22 protein-coding genes are annotated in these 25526 nt (G+C 57.7%); 5 read left to right on the top strand and 17 right to left on the bottom strand.

Translation table 11 applies throughout. The features are described from left to right. Positions 1-3 precede the first annotated feature (3 nt). On the bottom strand, positions 4-1104 hold the full coding sequence (locus AC6RA8_RS05230) for an alpha/beta hydrolase (protein WP_500351071.1): 1101 nt from the start codon (positions 1102-1104) through the stop codon (positions 4-6). A 54-nt stretch (positions 1105-1158) separates the two neighbouring features. Beyond that, positions 1159-2466, bottom strand: coding sequence for an ATP-dependent protease ATPase subunit HslU (gene hslU / locus AC6RA8_RS05225; RefSeq protein ID WP_500351070.1), 1308 nt, complete (start codon positions 2464-2466; stop codon positions 1159-1161). Between the two features lie 171 nt (positions 2467-2637). On the opposite strand from hslU, the gene AC6RA8_RS05220 reads away from it, so the two are divergent. Beyond that, positions 2638-3030: a DM13 domain-containing protein gene (locus AC6RA8_RS05220; protein WP_500351069.1), complete on the top strand. Its 393-nt coding sequence runs from the start codon at positions 2638-2640 to the stop codon at positions 3028-3030. Between the two features lie 52 nt (positions 3031-3082). On the opposite strand, the gene AC6RA8_RS05215 is transcribed toward AC6RA8_RS05220, so the two are convergent. Then, a complete protein-coding gene (locus tag AC6RA8_RS05215; RefSeq protein ID WP_500351068.1) occupies positions 3083-4120 on the bottom strand; it encodes an aldo/keto reductase in 1038 nt (345 codons plus the stop codon). Beyond that, positions 4117-4674 (bottom strand): ATP-dependent protease subunit HslV, encoded by a 558-nt coding sequence (hslV, locus tag AC6RA8_RS05210; protein ID WP_500351067.1) that lies wholly within the window; start codon positions 4672-4674, stop codon positions 4117-4119. The genes AC6RA8_RS05215 and hslV overlap by 4 nt, the downstream gene beginning before the upstream one ends. 238 nt (positions 4675-4912) lie before the next feature. Between hslV and AC6RA8_RS05205 the strand changes: the two genes are divergently transcribed. Further along, positions 4913-5683: a capsular polysaccharide export protein, LipB/KpsS family gene (locus AC6RA8_RS05205; protein WP_500351066.1), complete on the top strand. Its 771-nt coding sequence runs from the start codon at positions 4913-4915 to the stop codon at positions 5681-5683. A 32-nt stretch (positions 5684-5715) separates the two neighbouring features. On the opposite strand, the gene trxA is transcribed toward AC6RA8_RS05205, so the two are convergent. From trxA to regB, 8 genes are all read right to left on the bottom strand, one after another. After that, the gene (trxA, locus tag AC6RA8_RS05200) at positions 5716-6036 is read right to left on the bottom strand and encodes a thioredoxin (protein WP_500351065.1); all 321 of its coding nucleotides are present in this window, start codon (positions 6034-6036) and stop codon (positions 5716-5718) included. Positions 6037-6074: 38 nt separating this feature from the next. Beyond that, entirely contained in the window at positions 6075-9434 is a 3360-nt protein-coding gene (addA, locus tag AC6RA8_RS05195) for a double-strand break repair helicase AddA (RefSeq protein ID WP_500351064.1), read from the bottom strand. Next, positions 9392-12343, bottom strand: coding sequence for a double-strand break repair protein AddB (gene addB, locus AC6RA8_RS05190; protein WP_500351063.1), 2952 nt, complete (start codon positions 12341-12343; stop codon positions 9392-9394). The genes addA and addB overlap by 43 nt, the downstream gene beginning before the upstream one ends. Continuing rightward, a complete protein-coding gene (locus tag AC6RA8_RS05185) occupies positions 12336-13028 on the bottom strand; it encodes a nucleotidyltransferase family protein (protein ID WP_500351062.1) in 693 nt (230 codons plus the stop codon). Before AC6RA8_RS05185 ends, addB begins: the two co-directional genes overlap by 8 nt. Further along, positions 13004-14023: an aminoglycoside phosphotransferase family protein gene (locus tag AC6RA8_RS05180; protein WP_500351061.1), complete on the bottom strand. Its 1020-nt coding sequence runs from the start codon at positions 14021-14023 to the stop codon at positions 13004-13006. Before AC6RA8_RS05180 ends, AC6RA8_RS05185 begins: the two co-directional genes overlap by 25 nt. Further along, complete coding sequence (gene tsaE / locus AC6RA8_RS05175; protein WP_500351060.1) at positions 14016-14489, bottom strand: tRNA (adenosine(37)-N6)-threonylcarbamoyltransferase complex ATPase subunit type 1 TsaE; 474 nt, start codon at positions 14487-14489, stop codon at positions 14016-14018. The genes AC6RA8_RS05180 and tsaE overlap by 8 nt, the downstream gene beginning before the upstream one ends. 44 nt (positions 14490-14533) lie before the next feature. Continuing rightward, entirely contained in the window at positions 14534-16054 is a 1521-nt protein-coding gene (locus tag AC6RA8_RS05170; RefSeq protein ID WP_500351059.1) for a PAS-domain containing protein, read from the bottom strand. Positions 16055-16127: 73 nt separating this feature from the next. Further along, the gene (regB, locus tag AC6RA8_RS05165; protein WP_500351058.1) at positions 16128-17525 is read right to left on the bottom strand and encodes a sensor histidine kinase RegB; all 1398 of its coding nucleotides are present in this window, start codon (positions 17523-17525) and stop codon (positions 16128-16130) included. A gap of 75 nt (positions 17526-17600) precedes the next feature. Between regB and AC6RA8_RS05160 the strand changes: the two genes are divergently transcribed. Together AC6RA8_RS05160 and AC6RA8_RS05155 are read left to right on the top strand one after the other, a co-directional pair. Continuing rightward, on the top strand, positions 17601-18221 hold the full coding sequence (locus AC6RA8_RS05160) for an SCO family protein (protein ID WP_500351057.1): 621 nt from the start codon (positions 17601-17603) through the stop codon (positions 18219-18221). 83 nt (positions 18222-18304) lie between these two features. After that, positions 18305-18859 (top strand): ActR/PrrA/RegA family redox response regulator transcription factor, encoded by a 555-nt coding sequence (locus AC6RA8_RS05155; RefSeq protein WP_500351056.1) that lies wholly within the window; start codon positions 18305-18307, stop codon positions 18857-18859. Positions 18860-19041: 182 nt separating this feature from the next. Here the strand turns inward: AC6RA8_RS05155 and AC6RA8_RS05150 are convergent, their stop codons facing one another. Then, on the bottom strand, positions 19042-19527 hold the full coding sequence (locus tag AC6RA8_RS05150; RefSeq protein ID WP_500351055.1) for a GNAT family N-acetyltransferase: 486 nt from the start codon (positions 19525-19527) through the stop codon (positions 19042-19044). Further along, positions 19524-20120 (bottom strand): HD domain-containing protein, encoded by a 597-nt coding sequence (locus tag AC6RA8_RS05145; RefSeq protein WP_500351054.1) that lies wholly within the window; start codon positions 20118-20120, stop codon positions 19524-19526. Before AC6RA8_RS05145 ends, AC6RA8_RS05150 begins: the two co-directional genes overlap by 4 nt. Before the next feature lie 177 nt (positions 20121-20297). Here AC6RA8_RS05145 and ahcY point away from each other — a divergent pair, with 177 nt between their 5' ends. Next, positions 20298-21686, top strand: a complete 1389-nt coding sequence (gene ahcY / locus AC6RA8_RS05140; RefSeq protein ID WP_500351053.1) for an adenosylhomocysteinase — start codon at positions 20298-20300, stop codon at positions 21684-21686. A gap of 67 nt (positions 21687-21753) precedes the next feature. Here ahcY and AC6RA8_RS05135 read toward each other — a convergent pair whose 3' ends face one another. From AC6RA8_RS05135 to AC6RA8_RS05125, 3 genes are all read right to left on the bottom strand, one after another. Beyond that, positions 21754-22836 carry a polysaccharide biosynthesis/export family protein gene (locus tag AC6RA8_RS05135; RefSeq protein WP_500351052.1) on the bottom strand — a complete coding sequence of 361 codons (1083 nt, stop codon included), beginning with the start codon at positions 22834-22836 and terminating at the stop codon, positions 21754-21756. Positions 22837-23006: 170 nt separating this feature from the next. Then, positions 23007-24476 carry a heme biosynthesis protein HemY gene (locus tag AC6RA8_RS05130; protein WP_500351051.1) on the bottom strand — a complete coding sequence of 490 codons (1470 nt, stop codon included), beginning with the start codon at positions 24474-24476 and terminating at the stop codon, positions 23007-23009. A gap of 11 nt (positions 24477-24487) precedes the next feature. Further along, the coding region (locus AC6RA8_RS05125) for a COG4223 family protein (RefSeq protein ID WP_500351050.1) at positions 24488-25526 on the bottom strand (1039 nt) is incomplete at its 5' end.

Below are 25526 nucleotides of genomic sequence, written 5' to 3'. Positions count from 1 at the left end.
CCACTAGCGGGCCTCACTGCGGACTGCACTGGTGGACGGTCGACGTGCCGGAGACTGGATACGCCGCGCGCCCGGGATGGTTAGCACCGACCCGGCCCGTCCACGCAGGAATTCGCTGTCCAGTTCGGAGGAGCGGCGAAGAAGCTGGATCAAAGCGGGCGATCCCGCTGCAACGAAGTGATTGCCGGATTTCCGGTCACTGAACGCGGTCACGTCGACGATTGTAATCGGCAGGTCGGCGACAGCGTCCGTATTTTGGATGTTGCCCAATTGGGTCCGTTCACCGCGCAATCGGGATGACAGGCGCAAGATCGCGTCCTTGCGCGACACCATCACAACGAATGGATCCGGTGCCGTCTGGATTCGGGCAAACTGACTGCGAAAGACATCGACATTAATGTCAGGGGACAAAAGGATCACGCCGCTGATATTCCGCCCCACCCAGCCAGGTTCCGCAATATCAAGCTGCCGTAGCGTTTCCATCACCAAAGCACTGCCCATTGAATGCGCGACAAGGACGATGTCCGGTTGTCCCGCGGATCGGATCAGGCGCATCAGATCAGCAAGCCCATCACGGGCAAACAGCGCGCTATCCTGATCGTATTCATACCCCAAGGGATTACCGCGGCTGGGCCAGGAATAGCTGACATGCGTGCCGGGCAGTTCCAGATCCTCGGCCATTTGCGCCATTCGAAACGCGGAGTTGGTAAAGCTGTTATTGAATCCATGAACGAATAGGATCACTTCGCGTTCGGACGGGGGATGCGATGCCAGATCAGCAGTAAGAGCGCGGCGAAACACATCGTTTGACTCGTAGATGTTCAATGCGGCGAGGGCAAAATCACGATCCGGTTTGGGTCGCTCCTGACCGTCTGATACGCTTCCCAATGTGCGACCGGGTGGCAGCGATACCGTGGCCTGCAACAGATTCAAGGAAGTAGACCTGCCAATCCCAAATTCCCCGGCCGCGTTCATGCCGCGCGTGGTGCCGATGAACACGTCGCGGTTTTTGCCGATAAGCTTGGCCTCGGGCAAAATAGGTGCCGCTGTCCTGTCGGCGCATGCAGCAAGGAAAAAAACCAGTACAAATAGAATCGCGCGCATCAAATACCCCTGCCCGATCATCCCACGGGATGTACCCGAGCAGGAAGCAAACAGCTAGAGTACGTAACGACTGACGTCTGTGGACCGCGCAAGTTCGCCGAGATGTGTTTCGACGAAATCCGCATCGACGGTGATTTCGTCTCCGGCCCGGTCGGGAGCGTTGAACGAAAGCTCTTCGAAAACACGCTCCATCACGGTGTAAAGACGACGCGCGCCGATGTTCTCGACACTCTTGTTCACGTCTGCCGCGATGCGGGCGAGCGCTCGGATCCCTTCGGGTTCGAAAGTCACCGTTACTTCTTCGGTTTGCATCAACGCGGTGTATTGCAGTGTTAGTGCATTGTCCGTTTCTTCGAGAATCCGTACGAAATCGTCTTCGGTCAGATCGCGCAGTTCGACGCGGATGGGCAGTCGGCCTTGCAACTCAGGCAGCAGGTCGGACGGCTTTGCAATATGGAAGGCACCCGATGCGATAAACAGGATATGGTCGGTTTTTACCGGTCCGTGTTTGGTGCTGACGGTGGTTCCTTCGATCAAAGGCAGAAGGTCACGCTGCACACCTTCACGGCTGACATCCGCGCCGCGCGCATCAGAACGGGCACAAACCTTGTCGATCTCGTCCAGAAAAACGATGCCGTTTTCCTGCACTGCTTCCAGCGCTGTCTTGGTCACGGTCTCGTCGTCGAGCAGTTTGTCGGCTTCTTCGCCGATCAGGACGTCGTAGCTTTGCGCGACCGTCAGCTTTTTGCGCACTGTACGTCCGCCCATCGCTTTGCCAAAGATGTCACCCAGGTTCATCATACCCATGCCGCCGCCCGGCTGGCCGGGAATGTCCATGGTCGGAAACGGGTTGCTGGTGTCGGCGACGTCCAGCTCGATCACCGTGTCGTCCAATTCGCCTGACTTCAGCTTCTTGCGGAACATCTCGCGCGTTGCGTCGCGGGCATCTGTGCCAGCGATAGCCTCGATGACCCGGTCCTCGGCCGCTTGGTGTGCGTTGGTCTTCACGTCTTCCCGCATATATTCCCGTGTTTCCACGATGGCGGCGTCCACGAGATCACGAATAATCTGCTCGACATCGCGGCCGACATATCCAACCTCGGTGAACTTGGTGGCCTCGACCTTCAGGAATGGCGCGCGCGCCAGCTTGGCCAGACGACGACTGATCTCGGTCTTGCCGACGCCAGTGGGGCCAATCATCAGGATGTTCTTGGGATAAACCTCGTCCCGCAGATCATCGTCCAGCTGCTTTCTGCGCCAGCGATTCCGCAGCGCGACCGCGACGGCGCGCTTGGCATCTTTCTGGCCAATAATGAATCGATCAAGTTCGGAGACAATTTCGCGGGGGGTCAGGTCAGTCACAAGCGGCCCGTTTGTTACAAGTTTCCCGCCTTACCTATGCGAAAACTGGCGAAACGCAACGATTGACGGGTATTTCATCAACACAGCATCACTTGAGCGAGAGGTTGGGTTATTTTGTCGCGGCATAGGCGTAACTTGGCTCCATCGAATTGAATCCTCGGAGACTATGCCATGACCAACCGCCGCTCTTTCCTAATTGGGTCCGCCACCCTGATGGCGTCCACTGCACTGCCAACTTTTGCGCTGGCCGGTGGACATGGCCGCATCGGTGAATTCACCGGCAAAAGCAATCACGTGACCAAAGGCCGTGCCGAAGTGGTCACCAAGAATGGCAAAAGCCAAGTGGTCCTTCTGGATGACTTCTGGTTCGATGGTGCCCCCGATCCCAAGGTTGCGCTCGGCCGTGACGGCTATGACAGTGATACGCTCATGGGTTTGCTGAAAGCCAATTCCGGAAAGCAGACCTTTGATGTACCGGACGGAATTGACGCTGCAACCTACAACGAAGTCTGGATCTGGTGCGAGAAGTTTAACGTTCCGTTGGGCGTTGCCAAGCTGAACTGATCCTGCAGTCTATCAAGAGGAAGGCCGCTGCGACCACAGCGGCCTTTTTCGTTCACGACAGAATTTTGGTATTTAACTCATCTGTCATCATCGCATCGAACCAATGTGGATACCTTTTGGCGGGGGGCGCGACGCCGGACAGTTTCGACAATTCTTGATCAGCCAATTCCAGGTCTGGCGCCGCCAGGGCCGCGTCCAAATGGCTCATCTTCGAGGCACCGAAAATCACGCTGTGTCCGCGGTCCTGAGCAAGCAACCATGCCAAGGCCACGGATGCCGGATGTACATTGTGAGTTTTTGCGATGTCGGCCAGCGTTTCAATCATCGTGCGGGCGGTTGTGGTGTCGATGCCAAGGAAATCGCCGCCTTCACTCAACCGTCCGTCACCCTCCTCCAGTTTCTCCGGATCGTACTTGCCCGACAGCAGGCCGCCAGCCAGCGGTGACCAGGCCATTAGCCCTCCGCCCATCTCGGCCATCATGGGCAAGACATCCAGTTCGATATCTCGTGCCACCAGATTGTACAGGTACTGTCCGGCGACAAAGGGCGTCATCCTGTGGTCACGTTGGTATTGCACGGCACGGGCCATGTGCCAAGCGGGCCAATTTGATACACCGACATAACGCACCTTGCCTGCTTCAATTGCGGTCTGGAGCGCGGCCAACGTTTCTTCCATCGGCGTCGTGAAATCGGTTTTGTGCAGCACCAAAAGATCGATGTGATCAATCCCCATACGGTCTAAGCTTCCGTCGATCTGCTTAAGAACATGGCTGCGGTTCAGACCGGCATCGCCCACCTGATCTGTCTGACGAAAGCCAAGCTTCGTACAAATCACTGCCTCGTTCCGGCGCTTTCCTAGCGCTTTACCAAGGATGTCTTCCGATTCACCACTCGAATATCCATCGGCCGTGTCAAAGAAGTTTACGCCAGCATCCAGCGCGCGGTTTACCATTTTGGTTGCGGCGTCCTGACCAACTTTGGCAACACCGGGAATCCAGTCCGATCCGTGGTTGAAGGTCATGGTACCAAAGCACATGCGGCTCACAATCAAACCACTGTTGCCCAGACGCGTATATGTCATCTCGGTCATTTGCTGATCGTCTCCACTGTCAGGTTGCCGTTGGTGTAAACACAGATATCAGCCGCGATTTGCATCGCGTCACGCGCAACGGTTTCGGCATTACGGTCGCTGTCCATCATGCCCCTTGCGGCGGCAAGGGCGTAATTTCCGCCAGACCCAATCGCCGTTACATCGTGCTCAGGCTCCAGGACGTCCCCCGCGCCAGTGATCACGAACATGTCGGCGCCATCCGATACGATCAGCATTGCCTCAAGCTTTTGAAGGTACTTGTCCGTGCGCCAGTCCTTGGCCAACTCGACACTCGCACGGGCCAATTGGCCGGGTGTTGCTTCTAGCTTGCTTTCCAGCCGTTCAAGCAAGGTGAATGCATCCGCTGTAGATCCGGCGAAACCCGCCACCACATCGTATCCGCCGGGGCTAAGTCGACGCACCTTGCGCGCTGTCCCCTTGATGACCGTCTGTCCAAGCGACACCTGACCATCTCCGGCAATGACGACTTCACCGTCTTTTTTCACACCAATAATCGTGGTCCCGTGCCATCCGGGAAAGTCTGAGCTGGCCATTTGGCTCTCCTTCAACAGTTGTGGGGATATATGGCGGTCAGGGACAGGCGGGCAAGGGCCGGTTGCTCGCTTGATCCGCTGCGCCTAGGGTCCGATCATGTCGCATCCCAAGCGTGTTCGCTTTTACCTGAATGGTGGCACCCGCCGCCGGGCCAAGAATGGACAACACAACTTCATTGCCAAGATTGTGCATGTGTTGGAGCAAAACGGATACGAAATATCCTATCACGCGAACACATTGGCCGAGCGTTTGAAGGCCGGCACGCGACGTGGCTATGCACTTTGCCAGATGACGCCGCCGCCAAACAAGCGCGCGATGACGTTTCGCCGCGTCTATCACTTTCCGTTCTGGCAAATTCAGGCGTCGGACAAGCGCTGGGAATGGGATGTTGTGCAGGCACGCTTCAATCCTTTGGATTGCCCGAAGAAGGAGGCGCAGCGTTTCTTTTCTTATTGGCAGACGCGGATTTGTGGACCCCTGCTTGATCACGTCAGTGATGATGATTTCATCTATATACCGTTGCAGGGCCGCCTGACGGATCAACGCTCTTTTCAATCCTGCAGTCCGATCGACATGCTCGCCCGGACACGCGCCGCGTGCCCCGAAAAAAGAATCATTGCGACGTTACATCCAAAAGAAACCTACAGCGCGGATGAGCTGTCAGCGCTGGAAAGGATGCAAACGAACGATCCTGATCTCAGTATTCAAACTGGAGGGCGGGATACCCTGCTGCCACGCTGTTCGTACATTGTGACCATGACGTCGAGCGTTGCGTTCGATGGGATGTTTTTTGGGAAGCCTGCAATCACGTTTGGTCAAACTGACTTTCATCACGTGATGCTGGATGGGCAAGACCCGGATGCATTTAACCGCATCCCGTCACACCGGCCTGATTATTCTGCATATCTGTGGTGGGTGTGGCAGCACATGGCAATCAACGGAGGCCATGGCAGCGCTGAGGCCAAGATTGCCGCGAAACTATCCGCCGCTGGTTGGCCGATGGGGTAAGGGCACCCGCGCTGCGGATGCCCCAAGAATTCTCAGATGCTTTCTTCGATCCAGCTTTGCAGCGCGGCCTTCGGGGCAGCGCCTGCGCGGTTCGAAATCACTTCACCATCCTTGAAGATGAAGAGCGCGGGGATACCGCGTACACCCATCTGAGCGGGCGAGTTCGGGTTTTCGTCCACGTTCACTTTGGCAATCTTGATCTTGCCTGCCATCTCGGCCGAAAGCTCTTCCAGAGCCGGGCCAATCTGTTTGCACGGGCCGCACCATTCGGCCCAAAAGTCCACCACGACGGGGACATCGGAATTTTTGACTTCAGCGTCGAAAGTCGCGTCAGTGACTGCCACGGTTGCCATGTGAGTTCTCCTGCCAGGCTCAAGCGTAGGCTGGCAACCTAGGTACCCCCCACAGTGTCGTCAAGATATGGCGTGCCTGACAGCGCCGACGTCACGATATCGTGCGGAATGGACATCAGGGCGCCTGTCTGAGTCCACAGAATGCTCAACCGAATGGCGCGATCAGGATAAATCTGAGCCATTGCATGAGCATAGGCGCCCATCTGTCGCAACACGCCTTCCGGCGTCTGTTCTGGTTTTTCCGGGATAACGCGGTTTGTCTTGAAATCAATCACATGCACACTGTCTGCGGTCACGCGCAGCCGGTCGATCGTTCCGTGCATTCGACGCGTTCCAAGCTTTGCGGTCACGGGCACCTCAGCCAGCACGTCATCGGCGAAAAGCCATGACAAAGCAGGATCGGACCGAATGCGGCTCGCTTGCACCTCGGCCTGTGTTCCCAGGTCATCGGGCAGGTTGGCGTCACGCAAGGCTTGGGCACCTATTTCGGGCGCTTCCAGCAACGCATGCACAACAGTTCCGAATGTCTTGGCAATCTCTTCTTCAAGCCCGTCACCGGGAAGCGCCTTGGCATCACCCAGATCCGATGGTGACAGTATTTCCGGCAACGGCGCTGGGCTTGGCGCAGCTTTCTCAAAAGTGGCAGGTAGAGAGATACCCTGTTCAGCCTCCGCCGTTTCGATGCCTGTCACCGAGAACGTCCAATCACCATGTTGCAGACGTAAGCCTGAACCGACGGGCGTCTGGAGCGCGGTTGCATCACCTGCCTCCATGCCGGCCTGAACGCGTTGGTGCCAGTCGTCACCATTTCTGTCGAGCTCGCCCGCTGCTCCGACAATCAACCACCTTTCTGCCCGCGTTAGTGCCACATAAAGCAATCTCAGCGATTCTTGCCGTTGCACCGCCTTCATCTCGTCCAGTCGGGTTGCCATCCGTTCTGGAAGGATGGTCGATGGCATCTTCCAAACCGGCGTGTCATCGATGTCGATGATGTTGCTGCGGATCTGAAAATCCCGTTTTCCACATTCCGGCAGGATCACGATAGGGGCCTCAAGTCCCTTTGATCCGTGCACCGTCATCACCCGGATCTGGTTTGATGCGCTATCGATCTGGCGTTTGACCTCAAGGTTGTCTGTTTCCATCCACGTCAGGAATCCAGTCAGGCTGGGCACTTCGCTGCGTTCGTAGGACAGCGCCTGAGACAGAAGTGCATTTATCCCATCCTCGGCTTCGGTCCCCAGTCGTGCCAACATCCGCTGACGTCCACGATGCCGGTTCAGCATCCGTTCGATGAGATCATACGGACGCAAAAAGTCGACATTGTCGCGCAAGTCCCGCAGAATCGAGACTGTTTCAGGACAAGCGTCAGTTTTTGTGCGCAAGCTGCGCCACAATTCGTCCTCGGTTCGGTGATGCGCGAGGGTGAAAAGATCCTGTTCGGACCACCCGAACAGAGGTGATCGCAGTGCGGTCGCCAGCGACAAGCTGTCCTCGGGTGTCGCGAGGAATGACAGAAGTGCGCCAAGGTCACGCACAGCGGTTTCCGCCCCCACCTTGAGGCGATCTGCCCCCGCGATAGGAAGCTCAAGCTCTTTGCAAGCGCGAATGATATCGGGAAAGATGCCGCCACGCCGTTGAACAAGGATCAGAAAATCTCTTGGTTGCACCGGCCTTGGTCCGCTTGAATCCGGGATCAACGTACCTTCATCAAGCATTTGCTTGATCTGTCCGGCGAATGCCATCGCCAGAGTTCGAAACTGGTGTTCGGGACTGCGCCGGTCCACGGGATCATACCATTCCCGTTCCGGTGTCTTTTCAGGTTTTGGTACCAAGGGCCACAAATCGACGCGCCCGGGCAGATCAGCGTTGAACGCAATATGCAGACCAGCACCGAAACCGGCGCCCTTTTCGGTCTCAAAGACCTTGTCGACCAAATTTAGGATCGCAGGGGATGACCGGAACGAAAAATCGAGGCTTCTACCCCAAAGTTTCTGATCCGATTCCGCCAATTTAGAGCCGAATTCTGATTGCATCCGGTCAAATTCGCGCGGGTCAGCGCCTTGGAAGGAATAGATCGACTGTTTCTTGTCCCCCACAACAAAGATCGTGCGTGTCACGTCTGCCCGCGCACCCTCGCCGCTCGAAAACTCTTCGGCCAGTCGCCGGATCACGTCCCATTGTTTCGGACTGGTATCCTGCGCCTCGTCCACCAGGATATGATCGATACCGCCGTCAAGCCGATATAGAACCCAAGCTGCCACCCTATCGTCGCTCAGCAGTTGCTGCGCTTTCTGGATCAGATCATCGAAGTCCAGCCATCCGCGGCGCTGTTTTGCTTCGGTGTAGCGCCGGGCAAATCGCCGGGCGAACTGGTGCAGGGCGACGGTATGTTCAGCCGCATCAAGGGCCAGGCGCGCCTCGTGGGCTGCTTCGACCCGTTCAATCAGGGCCTCAAGCTGCGGCAGTAGATGTGCGGCCTGCTGTTGTGTCGACTTCGTGGGAAATCGCTTCTTGCGGGTTCCGGCTTGGGTCAGAAACGCGGCCTCCGCAATCGAAAGGCTTTCAGTGTCGAGGGCAACAATGTCCCTCAGCGTCTCGCCAACTGTTTTGTCTGTCACACCTTGCGTTGCCAGAATCGGCAACAGGTCTTGCAACATGTCCCAGTCGCCGGGGGCAAATGTGGTATCGACAATTCTCTCGCGTGTCAGATCACCGGGTTGTCCCAGCAAAGTGAGCGCATCGGCTGTGGTAAGACTTTCGAACTTCGCCGCCTTGCCGGCGATTTCCTTGGTGAGCGAAAGAAAGTCTTCGCCCTTGTACTGTGCGGCCAGCTGGACGAGGACGTCGGCGTCCTCACCATCGGCCATCCGATCCACAAGCTCAGCCCGCAATAGGTCGGCGGCGCGATCTTCAATCTCTGTGAATTGTGGGCTTACCCCTGCTTCGAGCGGAAAACGCCTTAATAGAGACGCACAAAACGAGTGAATCGTCTGAATTTTCAACCCGCCGGGTGTTTCGATTGCCATAGCAAAAAGGGTACGTGCGTGGCTCAACTCTTGCGCATTGGGGGTGTGTGCCAAACCCAACTCTGCCAACTCTGACCGCAACGCGTTGTCGTCCAGCATGGCCCACGCACCCAAACGCTGAAATAGCCGGTTCTGCATCTCGGATGCGGCCGCCTTGGTGTACGTCAAACACAGGATGTTCTGCGGTTTCACGTCTTCGAGCAACAAGCGCGCGACGCGGTCCGTTAAAACGCGCGTCTTGCCCGATCCCGCATTGGCTGATAGCCACGTGGATTGCATGGGCTGTGCCGCCTCTTGCTGACGACGTGTGGCTTCGTTTGCTAATTCGGTCACGTCAGAACCTCCGGTGTCGGTTCTTGCGTCACGTCCCATTCGCCAAAGCGTGCAAGCTGGTCGTAATCCCGCGCTTCCCGATCCTCGTAAAGCGCACGACGCGAGGTATAGCCCTTGTCCCCTTCAAGATAAGCACTCAACAGCCCGACCAGCTCGGCAAGGATCTGTTGTGGTGTCTCAACATCCAGCGGTGCGTCTTCGGTCTTGGGGTTGCTGCCCATCCCGATGAATTGCGCTGCACGTACGGGGCGTGGGCCAAGACGCTGGAAGCCGCCTTCCTCAACCATTGCAGCTTCGATCAACAATTGCTTGTCGAAGTGCTTTTGCTGGTCCTTGGTCGGGGGCGCACCGGTTTTGTAGTCATACAGAATAACCAATCCTGCATCGTCCACATCAATCCGATCCGCGCGCCCTTCTAACTCGGTCCTGATCGCTTGCAGGGTGAGTTTTCCAATCGCTTCATTCTCAAACAATGTGGGTGTTGCGATGGACTGTCGTACCCTCTCGGTCTCAACAAGCCATTCGGCTGCCCGCCCAAATCGTGCCAGCCAAAGTGCACGGGCGGCAGGCCAAGGTACGTCCCGATCTAAGACGTCGCGGGCGTGCGCCATGAGTTTGTTGACGGTCAACGCGGTACTGTCTTTCAAAGTCTCGCGCACGAAACGCTCCATCACGTCATGCGACAGGATTCCACGCAACAGCGCATCCGGTGTTTGTACCAGGGGCCGCAATGCCCGCAGGCGCAGCACATGCTTTGCGTATATGGCGTACGGATCGCGGATCAGTGTCTGGATTTCCGTTACGGTGAACCGACGAGGGCGGGCAGATACGGGTGGACATGGTGAGGGGCGGTGCGCTTTTGGAGTTTCTTTGGTCCTGTCCAACTCCCGAGCCAGTGCTAGCCAATGTGTACCACGGGTCTTCATCGCGTCCCAATGATCCGGCTGTCCTTGTCCCGGCAATCCTTGCAGCAGATTGCGCAGCCTGTTCACCCAACGTGACGGTACCGTTTCGGCATCGTCCGACCTGATCGAGCGGGTCAGCCAGACTTTTGGAGCAGCGATCGCTTGCTGAAAATCGTGCGCCGACAGGCCAATGCGACGCTCAGGCAGCATCAAACCGGCATCAAAGCGCATCTTGCGGTTCAGCCATGGATCAGGCGCCGGCGGTTCGGGCCACGTACCGTCATTCAACCCAGCAAGGATCACAAGGTCAGCGCCCTGAACACGCGCCTCGAGCGTGCCCCAGATCATGATGTTCGGGTGCGGCATATCGCGGTCGCGGATATCTTCCCCCTGACGCAGGGCGGTTGCGACCAGACCGGCGTAGTCGCGGGCAGACATCTCACCGCCGTAACCCGCATGTTCGGCCAAGCCGTCCATGACATTTCGTGCTGTCTGACCGGCTTTCTTTTGCCACAGCTCACCCGCGTCCGCGCCGTTTGGTCCCTGCGCCAGCGTTTCAGCAAGGGTACGATGCAGCGACACCCAAGCCTCGAGCGTTAGAGTGCCGGGGATTTCGCGACCACACAGAATGTCGCTGATCCAAGCAGCCCACGGTTCGATCTCGTCCACCAGCTTCGTGGCTTTCAGGGCGCAGCGCATCAAGCCTTTTGGGGTGGGGTACGGCAAGCCATCCCCGCGAATCCGCAATTCAAGTCTTTGCGTGTTCAGTTGGTGCAAGTTCCGATCAGCGCCGGAGTGGGACAGCGGATGCTTAAGCAGGGTCAGCAGTGCTTCGGCATCCAATGGGCCCTGAAACAACGCCGCCACGTGGCGTAGGAACCGTCCCGGCGGGGACAGATGCAGAGGCGTGCCAGCACTGTCATCAGGCAAGATATCCCAGCGATCCAGCGCCGCTGTGACCTGCCGCGTCAACATGCGATCTGGTGTTATTAGAGCCGCTTCCTCCCCTGTTTCCGCAGCTTGCCGCAGGCGCATGGCGATGGCGATGGCCTCGGCTCGGGGGGTATCAGCTTCCACAAGTGTGATGGCGTCCGTGGCTGGACCAAGTTCGGGCAGTTTTGGTCCTTCCTCGCGCCACGCGTCCGTGACGGGTGCAGGGCGCAGCGCTAAAGAAATGAGTGCATTGCGTGATGCAGAGACCGGCTCCAAGGGTGTCCACGGTTCCACATCCGACGGATGCAGGTCGAGCGCACGACACAGTTTCAGAAAGCGGAATTGCGGGTGATCTTCTGCCGTCTGATCCTGGGCAAGAGCGTCCCAAACATGACCGGGCATGTGATCATCAAAACCGGGCAACAAAACCGCACCTTGCGGCAGCGCAGCCACAGCCTGCATAAGTAACAACGTCGTGCCGCGTGATCCGGTCGAACCCACCACAATTATGGGATCTGAGGGCGGCGAATGCTTCCAATGATCAGCCAACCGTAGAACGGTTTCACGCTGGCGGGCTTCCGGGTCTGGCGCGCTGTCGCTGGCATCGATGTAGTCCTGCGCAATGGCGATGAACTGCTGCGCGCGCGCCCAATGTCCAGACTGATCGGACACATCCAACTGCGCAATGTCGGCAGCACTCACGCCTTCGCCCTGCATCTCGTCCATCAGGGTTGCCAGACTGTCGGCCAGATCAAACGGCCCCGCATCTGGTGCAAGATCCGGTTGGCGTTCGATCAGGTTCTGGATCAGTGTCGCCAGCTCAAGCCGTCGCCGCAGGGGCGATGCGGCGGCTGGTAAGGGTGAACCGGGCAACAGATCATCCAACTGCGTGATAATGCGGATCCGGGGCAGCAAACGCGCTGGGCCTTCATCGAACAACGTTCGCAAGCGTCTGGCCATACGTGTGGTGTTGACCAACAGTGTAACCCGCGCCCATGCTTCGGGAGGTGCATCGCTCAATCTGTCTTCAAGCCCGCGTACGACGGCAAGGGGGAAGTCGATGCCGGGGGCGCATCCGAACAGACGGTTTTTGTCCGATGGATCAAACATGTTGGTCCCGCAGCATGTTCTCAGCGTTCGTGATGCCTTCGGGGTGGCCGACATCGCACCAGTGGCCCGGATAGGGCAAACCGAACAGACGTCCCTGTGCTGCCATCATGTTCCACGGAACGTTCAAGGAAAAGGCATTCTCTTCAACCTTGTGCAAAAGGTCCGTCTTCATAATTTGCGCGCCGCCATAGACCATGTCGCCACCGCGATGCAGGCGACCATCGTGATCGATGCGAAAATCTCCCCCGCCGTTTCGGCCATGTACCTGCGCAAGAGGAACACATGTCAGCAGGGCATCCATCCACGCGGGATCCCAGGCGTCCAGCAACAAACGCAGCGGGTTTGGTCCTGCCCATACCGCATCCGGGTTCAAGGTCAGAACCAGATCACTTTTCAGCAACGGCAAGGCGTTACGCAGCCCGCCACCTGTCTCAAGAATATCGGGTTCTTCGCGCAACGTGGTGACAGGGCGATCGGAAAGGTACGCCTCCAACACATCGGGCATGTAGTGCAGATTTACGACCACGCGCGGCGGCTTGATCGCATCCGCAACCTCAAGCGCATGATCAATTAGCGGCTTGCCTGCCACCGGGATCATCGGTTTGGGCTGCGATTGGGTCAGGTGCTTCATCCGCGTCCCGAACCCCGCCGCAAAGATCATCACGGCAGGGGAAGTGTTTGGCATTGGTCTTTGAGGCTTTGCAGAATGGAAGGGGTTGGCGCGGGTAATGCTGCTTCGACAATCGGTGCGATATTGGCTGCAACCGGGTGTGACAGACCGGTTTCGATGTGACCCCAGACCCGCGGGATCAGATCGATGTAATGGGGTTTGCCACGTGAAAGGCAAAGCCGCGCAAAAACACCGAGAATACGTAAGTTGCGTTGTAATCCGAGCAAGGCATAGGCGTCGCGGAATGCTGTTGGTGCAACGTTTGCTGCCGCTACGTATCGGTCAATCATCTTGGTCTGTACGTCCAGTGACACGTCGCGACGCGCATCTTGCAGCACAGACACAAGATCATAAGCGGGATGGCCCAGCATCGCGTCCTGATAGTCCAACAGCCCAACACGTTTCAGCCCGGCGCGTTTGGGCAGCCAGATCAGGTTTTCAGCGTGATAATCCCGCTGGACCAGCACCGGTTCTTCAGAATCCAGAGGTGCGAGGGACGCATACATGGCCGTATCGAATGCGGCGCGCGCGTCTGCATCAACTGATCCAACGGCGCCGCGCTGGTACCAATCAAAGCTCAAACAGGCGACGTCGGTCATAAAGCGCGCATTGTAACGGGCCAAATCTGGCGGCGCTGCCTTGTGCAAATGCAGCAATACGTCAATCGAAGCTTCGTAAAGTGGTGCTTCGCGAGTTTTGTCCGCCCCGATCAACCGGGCAAACAAGTCATCGCCCAAATCTTCGATAAGCAGGAACCCGTGCGTGGTGTCTTCGCCGTAGATTTGCGGCGCTGAAAGACCCAAACGTCGCAGGTAGTTCGTGATGTTTACGAACGGACGCACATCCTCGCCCTTGTGTGGCGGGGCGTCCATCAGGATGCGCGTTTCACCACCCAACGTGAGGCGGTCATACCGTCGGTTTGATGCATCCCCTGCGACCAGTTTAGACGTGGCCTCGCTCCAACCCAAACCTTGCAGGAAGCCCGCTTTCAGATTTTTACGGTCAAGCATTGGCAGTGACTTGCTCCAATCGATCTGACCAACGTGGATCGGTCCACTGCAATTTTGCCGTGCGGCCGTTGCCGTCGGGTTGGATCGTGATGGTCAACGCTGTGGTTGGCGTCAATGGACCCAATCGATCAGGCCATTCAACCAGGCAAATCGCATCTTCGAAAGCATCCATCAGGCCCAACTCATCAATCTCGGTATCTGCTGAGACGCGGTACATGTCCGTGTGCCAAAGCGCGCCGTTCCGGGTGTCATAGACCTGCACCAATGTGAAGGTGGGTGATGGCACATCTTCGGGTTCCAGAAGTACGGATTGGATAAGGGCGCGTGCAAAATGGGTCTTGCCCGCCCCAACATCGCCCTCCAGCAACACAACATCACCTGCGCGAAGAACGGGGCCAAGAGCCGCCCCGGCACGCGTGGTTTCTTCTTCGGATGGCCAGTGCAAGGTGAGGGTGGCAGGCGTCATCCCGACAACCTACCGGCATCCTTGTGCGCTGCAAGTCTGAATGGTCAGGACGTTACAGGATCCGCTGCTGCAGGTTGATCGGCCAACTCGGAAAAACGGATCACCGTGGCACCTGACACGATCGGAGAGATTTGCGCGCGGATCGTACCTGTGTTCCTGTGCTGCACTTCCGCCTCCCACGGCGCGCGCTCACCAACCTTCATGACAAAATCGCGCATTTCGTCCCACGCAGGGTCAGGTTTGCACTGGTCCTGCCAGGCTTGCAGGCAATCCACGATGGTGACGTTGGCGAAGCTGTTGTCCGGGTCCAGCTTCCACATCTCGCGGTAAGCCGCGTTGCAGAACGTGAGAACTCCAGCTGATGAAAACACAACCAGTGCATCCTCAAACGTGTCCATCAGCGACTGTCCCAGCTCAAGCTCCGCACGGAAGTTGCGAGTCAGCGAAATCTCGGCCGTAATATCTTCGATCAGGAAGGCGATGGCACCATCGGGATGAGGCCGTCCGCTGACGCGGTAGGTGTGGCCGGTATCCAGTGTCCACGTCTCGTGATAGCTGCCATGCGATGCGGCTTTGATCATCTCCGAGATTTCCTGGCGCCAAGAACCATAGTTTTTTGGTTCCGGCATCACGCGATTGTCCCGAAGCCTGTCAAAGAACGAAAGCATGTCGGGTCGCCCACTCAGAAACTCCGCAGGCAACGAAGTGAGATCAACAAGGGCGGGATTGAAGAGAGCCAACTGGCAGTTACGATCAAAGATCGCCAACCCGATGGACAGTTGCGCAAATGTTTTGGCCAGTGTCTGGACAAAGTTGCGCTGAGCGACTTCAGCCTGAATAACGGCATTGATGTCTACGGCGTGGAACGCGCTGGCTTTGCCTGCCTGCGTCTCTGTTAGGCTGTACCACTCAGTCGTTCCATTGCCGTACATCTGCACTGGAACCCGTACCGAAGACTTTCCAGCCATGTCGTCTGGATCAAACTGAAAGATTGGGGATGCATCATCCGCATCAGCACCCTTTGCTGCCTTCTCCAGTGTTCCATAGGCTGCGTTGCGCCAAGTAATCGACCCCGTGTCATCCGCCAGCCATATCGGATAGGGTGCGGCCGTTGCTGCCAAACGGAGGTTTTCCAACTCGGCTTCCAGGGATTGAATGGTGTGTTTTGCGTTTGGATCAGCACTAACTTGATCCTCAATCTCTACGCGAGTCATGCCCGCCTCGCGGTGGAGGCGCAGAACCGCACCATCGTCACTGCGGGCGGCTTGGAGTGTCAGTGTTTCAATGGACTGGATATCATCAGCATCTGGAAGGCCCGGAAACCTCGAACTCAGCCCGGCTTTCAGTGCTTGCCAATCGGTCGAGCCCGATTCGCGCTGCATCGTTGTCTCAGCCTGCGGTGAGGCGTGTTCCAAATCGACGCCATCGAACAGGAAGGATAGGCCCGGTATTTCTGGTTCCATTGATTGAACAGCGCGCGCTGGTGTGCGGCCGAGGTACAAGATGCCTGCCGTCACGGCGGACAGGGCGGAACCGAATATCACGACAACTTCCAACAGTGCCATCGCGTAACCTTTCTCCAAACTGACAGAACTATCCGGCGAACAGGGTTAACGCGTTCTTAACACAGGGCGGTTTTCATGCCCTGATTTGTTCGTTCCGACCCATCGACACGGCATTTTCACCGCTTCGCGCATCTACCTTTTTCCTTGGCCAGACCACCTCGACGATGGCGCCGATATGGCTGTCGCGCTGTTCCCACGTCGCATAAGGATCTGCGCCATTGGCAAAGGTCAGTTCGGCACCCGATCGTTCGAGCAACGTTTTGGCGATGAACAGGCCCAAACCCATGCCTTCATACTCGGGTCGTTGCGCACGTTCTGTTGATGTTTTTCGGCGACGGACAAAGGGGTCGCCGATGCGGCCCAAAAGCTGCGGAGGGAAACCGCGGCCGTCATCCATGATACGGATCGTGATCTGCGTGTTGGTCCAGTGCGCTTCGATCCACACGGTCGAGCGCGCAAAATCAACAGCGTTTTGCACCAGGTTGCGCAGGCCGTGAATAATCTCGGGCTGACGCAAGATCGCAGGCTGGTCGATTTCGTCGCCCGCATCCGGATCATGGGTGTATTGCACCAGCTTTCCCCGGTGCGTGTGCGGTTCAGCAGCCTCTTGCACAACGGTCATCAGCGGAGCCTGACGCAGATGCAGGTCGTCTTTTCCGGCACGACCCATGTCGCGCAGGATGTCGCGGCAGCGGTCTGCCTGCTCACGGATCAGGGCGGCATCCTCTTTCAGTTCCGGGCGATCATCCAGTTCTTCGATCAGTTCCGCGCTGGTAAGCTTGATCGTCGCCAACGGCGTTCCCAACTCATGCGCGGCGGCGGCGACCACGCCGCCCAAGTCAGTCAGCTTCTGTTCGCGCGACAGGGCCAGTTGGGTGGCGGACAGCGCGTCCGACATGGAATGGATTTCCGACGTGACGCGGCGGGAATACAGGCCGATGAAACAGATCGCGATCACAAGTGCGATCCAGTTCCCAAATACGAACAGGTCTGGAATGCGAAGAATGAATCCGTCCTGCGTTCGCAACGGCAGGTGATAATCCGACAGAATGGTCACGATCACGATGGCCGTAGCCCCGACCAGCAGGGTTGACCGCGTTGTCAAAACGGCAGCCGAGATGGTGACAGGCCCCAAAAGCAGCAAGGCAAACGGGTTGTTCAAACCCCCCGTCAGGAACAACAGGAAGCCAAGTTGCAGCACGTCGAACAGCACCATAAGTAAGTTCTGAAACTCGTTGAGGCGCTTGTTTTCAGGGAAGATAAAGATCGCGATCAGGTTGCCAATCACCGATACGCCAACGGCCAGATAACACAGGCCCAATTCGAGCTGTAGTCCGTACAGGCGCTGCGCAACCGTCAGCGCCACAAGCTGCCCGACAATCGCAACCCAGCGCAGCAGGATCATCGTGCGCAGGCGAATCCAGTTTGATCTTTGCTGGCCTGTCAGCAGGCCGATGTCAGGTTGCGCCATTGTGTCACTTCTTCGTTTGTTGAACTCGGCCCCGGGATTGATAGCTAAGGTACAACCCTAGCTCGGAGACCGAATATGACCCGCATCATCGCACCCGTCGCCGCTATTGTCGCCGCCCTTTTTATCGGGGGGCTTTGGTGGGTCAGTCAGTCAGGTGGTGAGGATACAGCGTTTGCTCAATGCAATGCGACGCAGGTGGCGGGTGACGGCAATGGAATTGGTGGCCCGTTTGAACTGGTCAACGCGGAAGGGCAAACCGTGACGGATCAGGATGTGATCACCGAACCAACCCTGATCTATTTTGGATACACGTTCTGCCCGGATGTCTGTCCGCTTGATACCGCCCGCAATGCAGAGGCGGTTGATGTGCTGGCGGAACGCGGCATGTCGGTGACACCAGTCTTCATCACTGTGGATCCAGAACGGGATACGCCCGAGATTGTCGGTGATTTTGCCTACAACCTGCATGAAAAAATGATTGGACTGACGGGATCACCTGAACAGACCGATGCGGCCAGTAAAACCTATCGCACCTACTATAAAGCGCATGATAAATCGGACGAATTCTACCTCGTGGATCATTCGACGTTCACATATCTTGTGTTGCCCGAGCATGGTTTTGTTGAGTTTTTCCGGCGCGATGTAGGCGCTGAAGCCATGGCAGACCGCGTTGCATGCTTTGTTGAAAACGCCTGATTTCTAGGAATAATTTGACCCCATCTACCGCACGGGCCATATTCCACTCCAGCCAGAAAAATAAGCGGGAACTGGAGAATTTGATGCCGGATGCAGCACTGCCGGACCTGGGCGAGGATAAATCGCTCTTACTGGTTGATGACGACGAACCGTTTTTGCGGCGTTTGGCCAAGGCCATGGAAAAGCGCGGTTTCGAAATCGAAACCGCAGAAAGTGTGACAGCAGGCAAAGCGATCGCGACAGCGCGCCCACCGGCCTACGCCGTCGTTGATCTTCGGCTTGAAGATGGCAACGGGCTCGATGTGGTCGAAGTGCTGCGGGACAAACGACCCGATGCGCGGGTTGTGGTATTGACTGGGTACGGTGCGATTGCAACGGCGGTTGCGGCAGTCAAGATCGGCGCGACAGACTACCTGTCAAAGCCTGCGGATGCGACGGACATCACCAACGCGCTTCTGGCCAAGGGCGATGATCTGCCACCCCCGCCGGAGAACCCGATGAGCGCGGACCGTGTGCGTTGGGAGCATATCCAACGTGTCTATGAGCTGTGTGATCGCAACGTGTCAGAGACGGCGCGGCGGTTGAACATGCATCGGCGGACGTTGCAGCGCATCTTGGCGAAACGCTCGCCGCGTTAAGGTGTTGGACTGGGGGTTTACCACCTCCAGAGCCCCGAGGATTTTTTGAAAAAAGGAAGGATTGGCCGGTGCGTTTTGCGCTGGGCAACCTCTTGTGATCTTCAAAATCTGAGGTTGGATTCCACCCTGTCACCCCCGGTGTAGCCCCACCGTAGGGATGGGGCAACGAAGAGTTAACAGATTCAGAGGTCGTAGCGCTTGAGAATCTTGTCGACGATCTGGCCGCTTGCCATCTCGTACCCGTCGATCCGCCCATAATCCTGGAACCCGCGGGACTGGTAGTAGATCAATCCACCCTCATTGTCGGCTCGTATATTGGCGTTGATCCAGACATAGCCGATGTCTTTGGCCGCCTTGCGCGTTGCGTCGAACAGTTTTGACCCGATGCCAAGGCCGGTTTGACCCATCTGCACAAAGGTGGCGATTTCGGCGGCTTCGGGCGGCAGGTAGTTGGCGCTTTCGATCCACTGGAAACCCACGACTTGTTCGGACGCGTTTACGGCCACATGCCACGCCGCGCGCCCGTCATTCGCTGCCATCCAATCGGCCAGATCATCTCCTGACATCTTGCTTGTCAGAGCTGTCGTTCCGCCTTCTTCGATGATGGCGTTCAGGAGTGCAGCCATGGATGGCGCATCAAGGGCGATGGCGGGACGGACGTTGATCATGTGCAGTTCTCAAGCAGTTCTGTGTGACGGGCGGTGAATGCGTTCCGGGTGTCTACGGGGGGACGCAAGACGATTTGCAGCCCGTCGATCAAGGCCTGATCCGGCTTTCCAAAGAACTTGCTGGCCTCGACTTCGGTAAACCCGGCGATCTGCGTGGCCTCCATCCAGGCGCTGATCCTGTCGGCCTTCTTGATCTGCCGCTTGATTGTTTGCGGCACCTTTGCGGGCAGACCGAACCGAATATGCACCGCCGCTTCCAGCCGTTCATCCAGCACTTTGTACCCCGGACCAACCGACGCTTTCACGGGTGAGATCATGTCGCCAATCACGTATTCCGGCGCATCATGCAAAAGTGCGGCCAGGCGCCACTTGGCGGGTGCATTGGGCGATATCCGACCAAAAAGGGTCTCTACCAAAAGGGAATGCTCGGCCACGGAATAGGCGTAGTCCCCCGCTGTTTGCCCGTTCCAACGCGCAACAAAGGCGAGGCCATGAGCGATGTCTTCAATCTCGATATCCATGGGGGTGGGGTCCAGCAGGTCCAGCCTGCGACCCGACAGCATGCGCTGCCAAGCACGGGGTTGTTTGGGCATATCTTTCTCCGGTGTCGTCCCGTCCTAGCGCAGGTATCGGCCGTGCGAAAGCTTTGGTCGGTTTGAAAGCTCGGACACAGTTCCATTGCCATATATCGCAACGTTTGAACGCGCGATTGCCCCTGTCGGAGGTCAGTGCTATCTGCGGTCCAACCCTATTTGAAAAGGACAAGACACATGTCGCAGGACTACGTTGTTAAAGACATTGCCCTGGCCGAGTTTGGCCGCAAGGAACTGGATATTGCCGAAACGGAAATGCCCGGGCTGATGGCATGCCGCGCCGAGTATGGCGAAAGCAAGCCGCTGGCCGGTGCCCGCATCGTCGGATCGCTGCATATGACGATCCAGACCGCTGTTCTGATTGAAACGCTGGTTGAACTGGGTGCCGATGTGCGCTGGGCATCGTGCAATATCTTCTCCACGCAGGACCACGCAGCGGCAGCGATCGCGGCGAGCGGGGTCCCGGTCTTTGCGATTAAGGGGCAATCGTTGGAGGAACATTGGGATTACCTGGACAAGTCGTTCCAGTTTCCCGACGGCCCCAACATGATCCTGGACGATGGCGGTGACGCGACCCTGTATGTTCTGTTGGGTGCCCGTGCAGAGGCGGGCGAAGACATCATTCCGGTCCCAACCTCGGAAGAGGAAGAGGTGATCAAGAAGCAGATTGCCAAGCGGATGGAGCAAAGCCCCGGCTGGTTCACCAAGATGCGCGACCAGATCAAGGGTGTCTCGGAAGAGACCACAACCGGTGTGAACCGTTTGTACCAGCTGGTGCGTGACGGGCAGCTGCCCTTCCCTGCCATCAACGTGAATGACAGTGTCACCAAGTCGAAATTCGACAACAAGTATGGCTGTAAGGAATCGCTGGTGGACGGCATTCGCCGCGCCACGGACACCATGATGGCAGGCAAGACCGCCGTTGTGATGGGGTATGGCGATGTGGGCAAAGGCTCGGCGGCGAGCCTCGCCGGTGCCGGTGCTCGTGTCATCGTGACCGAGGTCGATCCGATCTGCGCGCTGCAGGCGGCCATGGACGGTTTCCAGGTCACGACCCTGGAAGACGTTGTTGGCATGGCAGACATTTTTGTCACTACAACCGGCAACAAGGACGTGATCCGCATCGAGCACATGCGCGAGATGAAGGACATGGCCATCGTCGGCAACATCGGCCACTTCGACAACGAAATTCAAGTGGCTAGCCTGAAGAACCACAAGTGGACCAATATCAAGGAACAGGTGGACATGATCGAGATGCCAAACGGCAATCGCATCATTCTGCTGTCCGAGGGGCGTCTGCTGAACCTTGGCAATGCTACGGGCCACCCATCCTTTGTGATGTCCGCGTCCTTCACCAACCAGGTGCTGGCGCAGATCGAACTTTGGACCAAGGGCGACGAATACAAGAACGAGGTCTACATCCTGCCGAAGCATCTGGATGAGAAAGTGGCACGCCTACACCTTGATCGGATTGGTGTGAAGCTGACGCAAATGGACCCTGAACAGGCATCCTATATCGGTGTTGCACCCGAGGGACCGTTCAAGCCTGAGCACTATCGCTACTAATGAAAAAGGGCGGGGATTGCCCCGCCCTATCGCTTGCAAAGGGGTCGCACGATGTGCGGCCCTTTTTTTAGTTGTTGTCCAGCGCGTTGCCGACGCCGATGACCGATCCAATCAGACCAAAGACGGTTCGGATCGAGGTGACCGAGCTTTCGGTAGCCATGACAAGGTCGCCGGGGTTCACGTTGAATTTGCGGGCGGCAAAAAGTGAGTCCGCCGAGGTGAGATCAACCGCGAACACCACTTGAGTTTTTTCGGGTCCCGAACCGTCCGCGCGCAGATCCTTGCGGGAATAGTCGCGCAAGATCAGCACCCCTTTGGGGTTGGCACGTCCATCATCGATGCCGTCGACAAGTGCCAGTGCTTCGATTGCGTTGATGCGTTCCTTGGTGAATGGCACGATGGTTTCGGACCCGGTGGCCCCCAGCGCAACGAAGTACCGCTCATCTTCTTCCACGATGATTTTATCGCCACCACGCAGGATGACATTTGCCGAGGGTTGTTTAAACAGGTCGCCAGCCCGGATTTCAAAGGAGTTGCCGCCACGGATGACCCGCACAAGTGGATTCTGCAAGTCCGCAGAGATACCGCCAGCTGTCGAGATCAGGCTGAGGATCGAGTAGTTGCGATTGGGCAAGGGGTAGTTGCCTGGCGAGTTAAAGCCACGGACCGCATCGACCGAGTTGTCTGGGCCGGATACGACGGCAAGTTGCACCTGCGGATCGGGTATCACCACACGCAACTTTTCCTCGATCTGGAGACGGGCCGCGTCAGGGGTTGATCCGGCCACATTCACTTGATCGATGTAGGGAACAAAGATCATACCATTGGGTGAAACGGTGATGCCCGGCATAACGACATTCTGCTGAAGGTCGCCAGTCAGAAGCGAGTTTTCCTGGTTGTCCCAAATTACCAAATCAATCGTGTCACCTGGCTGGATGACGTTGGACTTGGGGCCAGGGTTGCGGGTGAACCAGTGGTAGTGCCCTGCCCAACCCGTTGCTGGCCACATCGCCAATTGCGCCACATTGTCCTGTCTGATCGGCACAACGGAAAACGTAGCATCTTCATCGTTCTGGTTGCGGATCACTTCGTTTTCGATGGCTGCGCCACGTGGCAATGAACAGGCGGACATCGCCGCAATAAAAAACAACGACGCTAAGAAGCGAATTGGATATTGCACAACATGTTCCTCTGGGCCGGCTACGGCAGCGTATTCAGAGCACGTTTAGCGGGAAACATCGGCGGAACACAAAGGAATCTCTGCGACGGGCGGTCAATTGCCGAAAGCGTTGCATAATCATAGTAGGCGCGTACATCACATCACGTGTTCTGAGTGTGCGGATTGCCCAAATCCTCTGCCTCAATCACATCTTCATCATCCACAACGGCGACCGTATCGTCTGATTTTTCAGCAGGTGATCCAACCAGAAGCGGCAGCATTTCGGTTCCGCCGGGCAGGCTGAGTTCGGCGTTTGGTGGCCGTTTCCAAGTCAACGTATCGAATGCACCGCAATTGTCACATGTGGGCGCCCACTCGCTGTGGATGTTGTGGCAGTTGTCGCACACCCATTGCGGTCCGCGGGGTGCAGTCAATGCACGGGCAAGCCAGCCCTGCACCACGGCGTCGCCTGCTCCTTCGCCCCGTTCGATGGCAGCCATCAGGGTCAGCGACCGCGTGGTTGGATCGCTTTCGGCCAGATCACCCAGCACGCGCCGGGCGGCGGGGAAGTCTTCTGCCGCGATGTTCAGTTCGCTCAGCAGCATGCGCGCCTCGGGGTGATCGGCATTGGACTTGGTCAGAGCAGCAAACCGTTTGAGGCGTGCTGCCGTGTCTTCGCCTGGTTCAACCTCGGCAAAGGCGGCGGCGAGATCTGGATGCGGCTGGGCATTCCACGCCTTTTTCAGGATGCGCGTGGCGTATCGCTTCTGACCCTTTTCGACATACCCACGCGCAGCCATAACGGCTGCCGGGATCAGGTCAGGTGACAGGCGGTTGGCCTCGACGGCCGCTTCGCGCGCTTCGATTGTCTCGTCCTGATCCAGAACTTTTTTGGCTTCGCTCAGGGCCAGTACGGCGTCACGTCGCTTGTGCACATCCCGGGGCAGGGACCCATGTTTCAGTTTGGCGCTCAGAGTTTCGCGTGCGCCCTTCCAATCCTCTTTTTCCGCCTGAAGCTTGAGCAGGATATCCTGCGTCTCTTCATGTTTGGGTTTGATGGCAAACGCCTTTTCAGCCAGCTTGAGTGCTGTTTCGGTCTCTCCGTCAGCCAGCTTTTGCTTCATGATTCCGCGCACACCGACAAAGCGGGTTGCATCGTTTTCTATGAGCTTTCGGTAGGTTTCCTCGGCTTTTTTCCGATCCCCTGCCATCTCGGCCGCTTGTGCGGTCAACAGGTTGGTAAGCTCGGGACGGTCAAGGTAACGATCCGCCTTTTCCGCCTTGGCCAGCGCGGTGCGTGCTTCACCCGAGGCCAGCGCCATCATGCCCTCGGCCAGCGCGTCGTAACCTTTGGCATATTTGCGCCGTTCGAAGTAGCGGGACAGGGCTGTGTCGTCGCCATTCAGGAAATGCCATGTGGCGACCAGAAGACCCAGCAGCTTCAGCCCGATCCAGACAACGATCACGAGCGCCAAAAGAGCGATGACTGACTGCAGCGGTCCAAGCGTATATTCCTTGCCCGCGACAACGATTTGAATGCCGCCCTCTGTTTCCAGAAGCCATCCGGCGCCGAGCGCGAGTGCGGCGACCGCAACAACAAAAATAATGATTTTTACCAATGACCAGATCATGAAAGGCCCCTTCAGAGTGCCGACAGGCGTTGCGCCAATGCGTTTGCGGCGGTGACCGCCTCGTGACGCTGTTGCGCCTGTTCCAACCAGGGCGCGAGCGCCTCTTGTGCCGCTTCGGGCAATGCTTCGGCTTCGGCCAATGCGTCGTTCAAACGGCCATCGCGCACGGCTGCCTCCACACGCGACAGGACGGCATCCGGGTGTGATCCTTCCGTTGGCAGAATCGACCGCGTGCCCAGCTGACGCTCAAAGAAGGCGCCCAGCCCGCCGCCCTCTTCCGCGGCGCGGGCCGCGGCCAGCGCATTGCGGGCCGCGTCGGGTGCAGATGCCTGCAGCTCTGACAATGGTTGCACCCCGTCAGCGGCGGCCGAACGCAGCGCGTCGGGAATGTCGGACACTCCAGCCTGTTCAAGATCGCCAAGCGCGGCCGCAAATGGCCCGCCATTGTCAACGGCGGCAAGGACCCGATTGATCGCGGCACGCGCCAATGTCGCGCTGGCAGACGCTTCGGCGTTTTCACGGGCCAGCCGGGCATCAGACAGAAGCCTGTCGATTTCAGCCTGTTGGGCGGATGCCGTGGCGCGCAGGTCAGACAGCGCAGAGTCGATGGCCTCATCCGGCACGACGGGCGCGGTGCCTGTTTGTGACCCAAGGCCGTCGATGCGGTCGGACAAGGCAGCAAGTTGTTGTTCCAGCAGGCCAAAGTCCACCGGCGCCTCAACTTGGGACAGGGTCTCGACCTTCGCTGTCAGCGTCGCAATCTGTTCCGTGGATTGGTCGAGGCGTGCGGTCAAATCCGCGACGGTTCCGTTCAATTGCTCAACCAGTTCGGGGTCTGCGCCTGCCTGTGTGGCAAGGCCGGGGAGGATCGGTTCAAGGATGTCGGACCGTGCCGCGATAAAGCCCGCCAATGCGGCGATGATCCCGGCAAAGATCATGGGCACGACACTGCGCTTTTCAGGCGCGGGTTGCCGCGGTGCGGACGGTGCAGCACTTTCTGGCTCTGGCTCTGGCTCTGGCTCTGGCTCTGGCTCTGGCTCTGGCTCTGGC

This window comes from Tateyamaria sp. (assembly GCF_059783535.1).
This window is presented reverse-complemented; position numbering and strand designations above follow the sequence as displayed.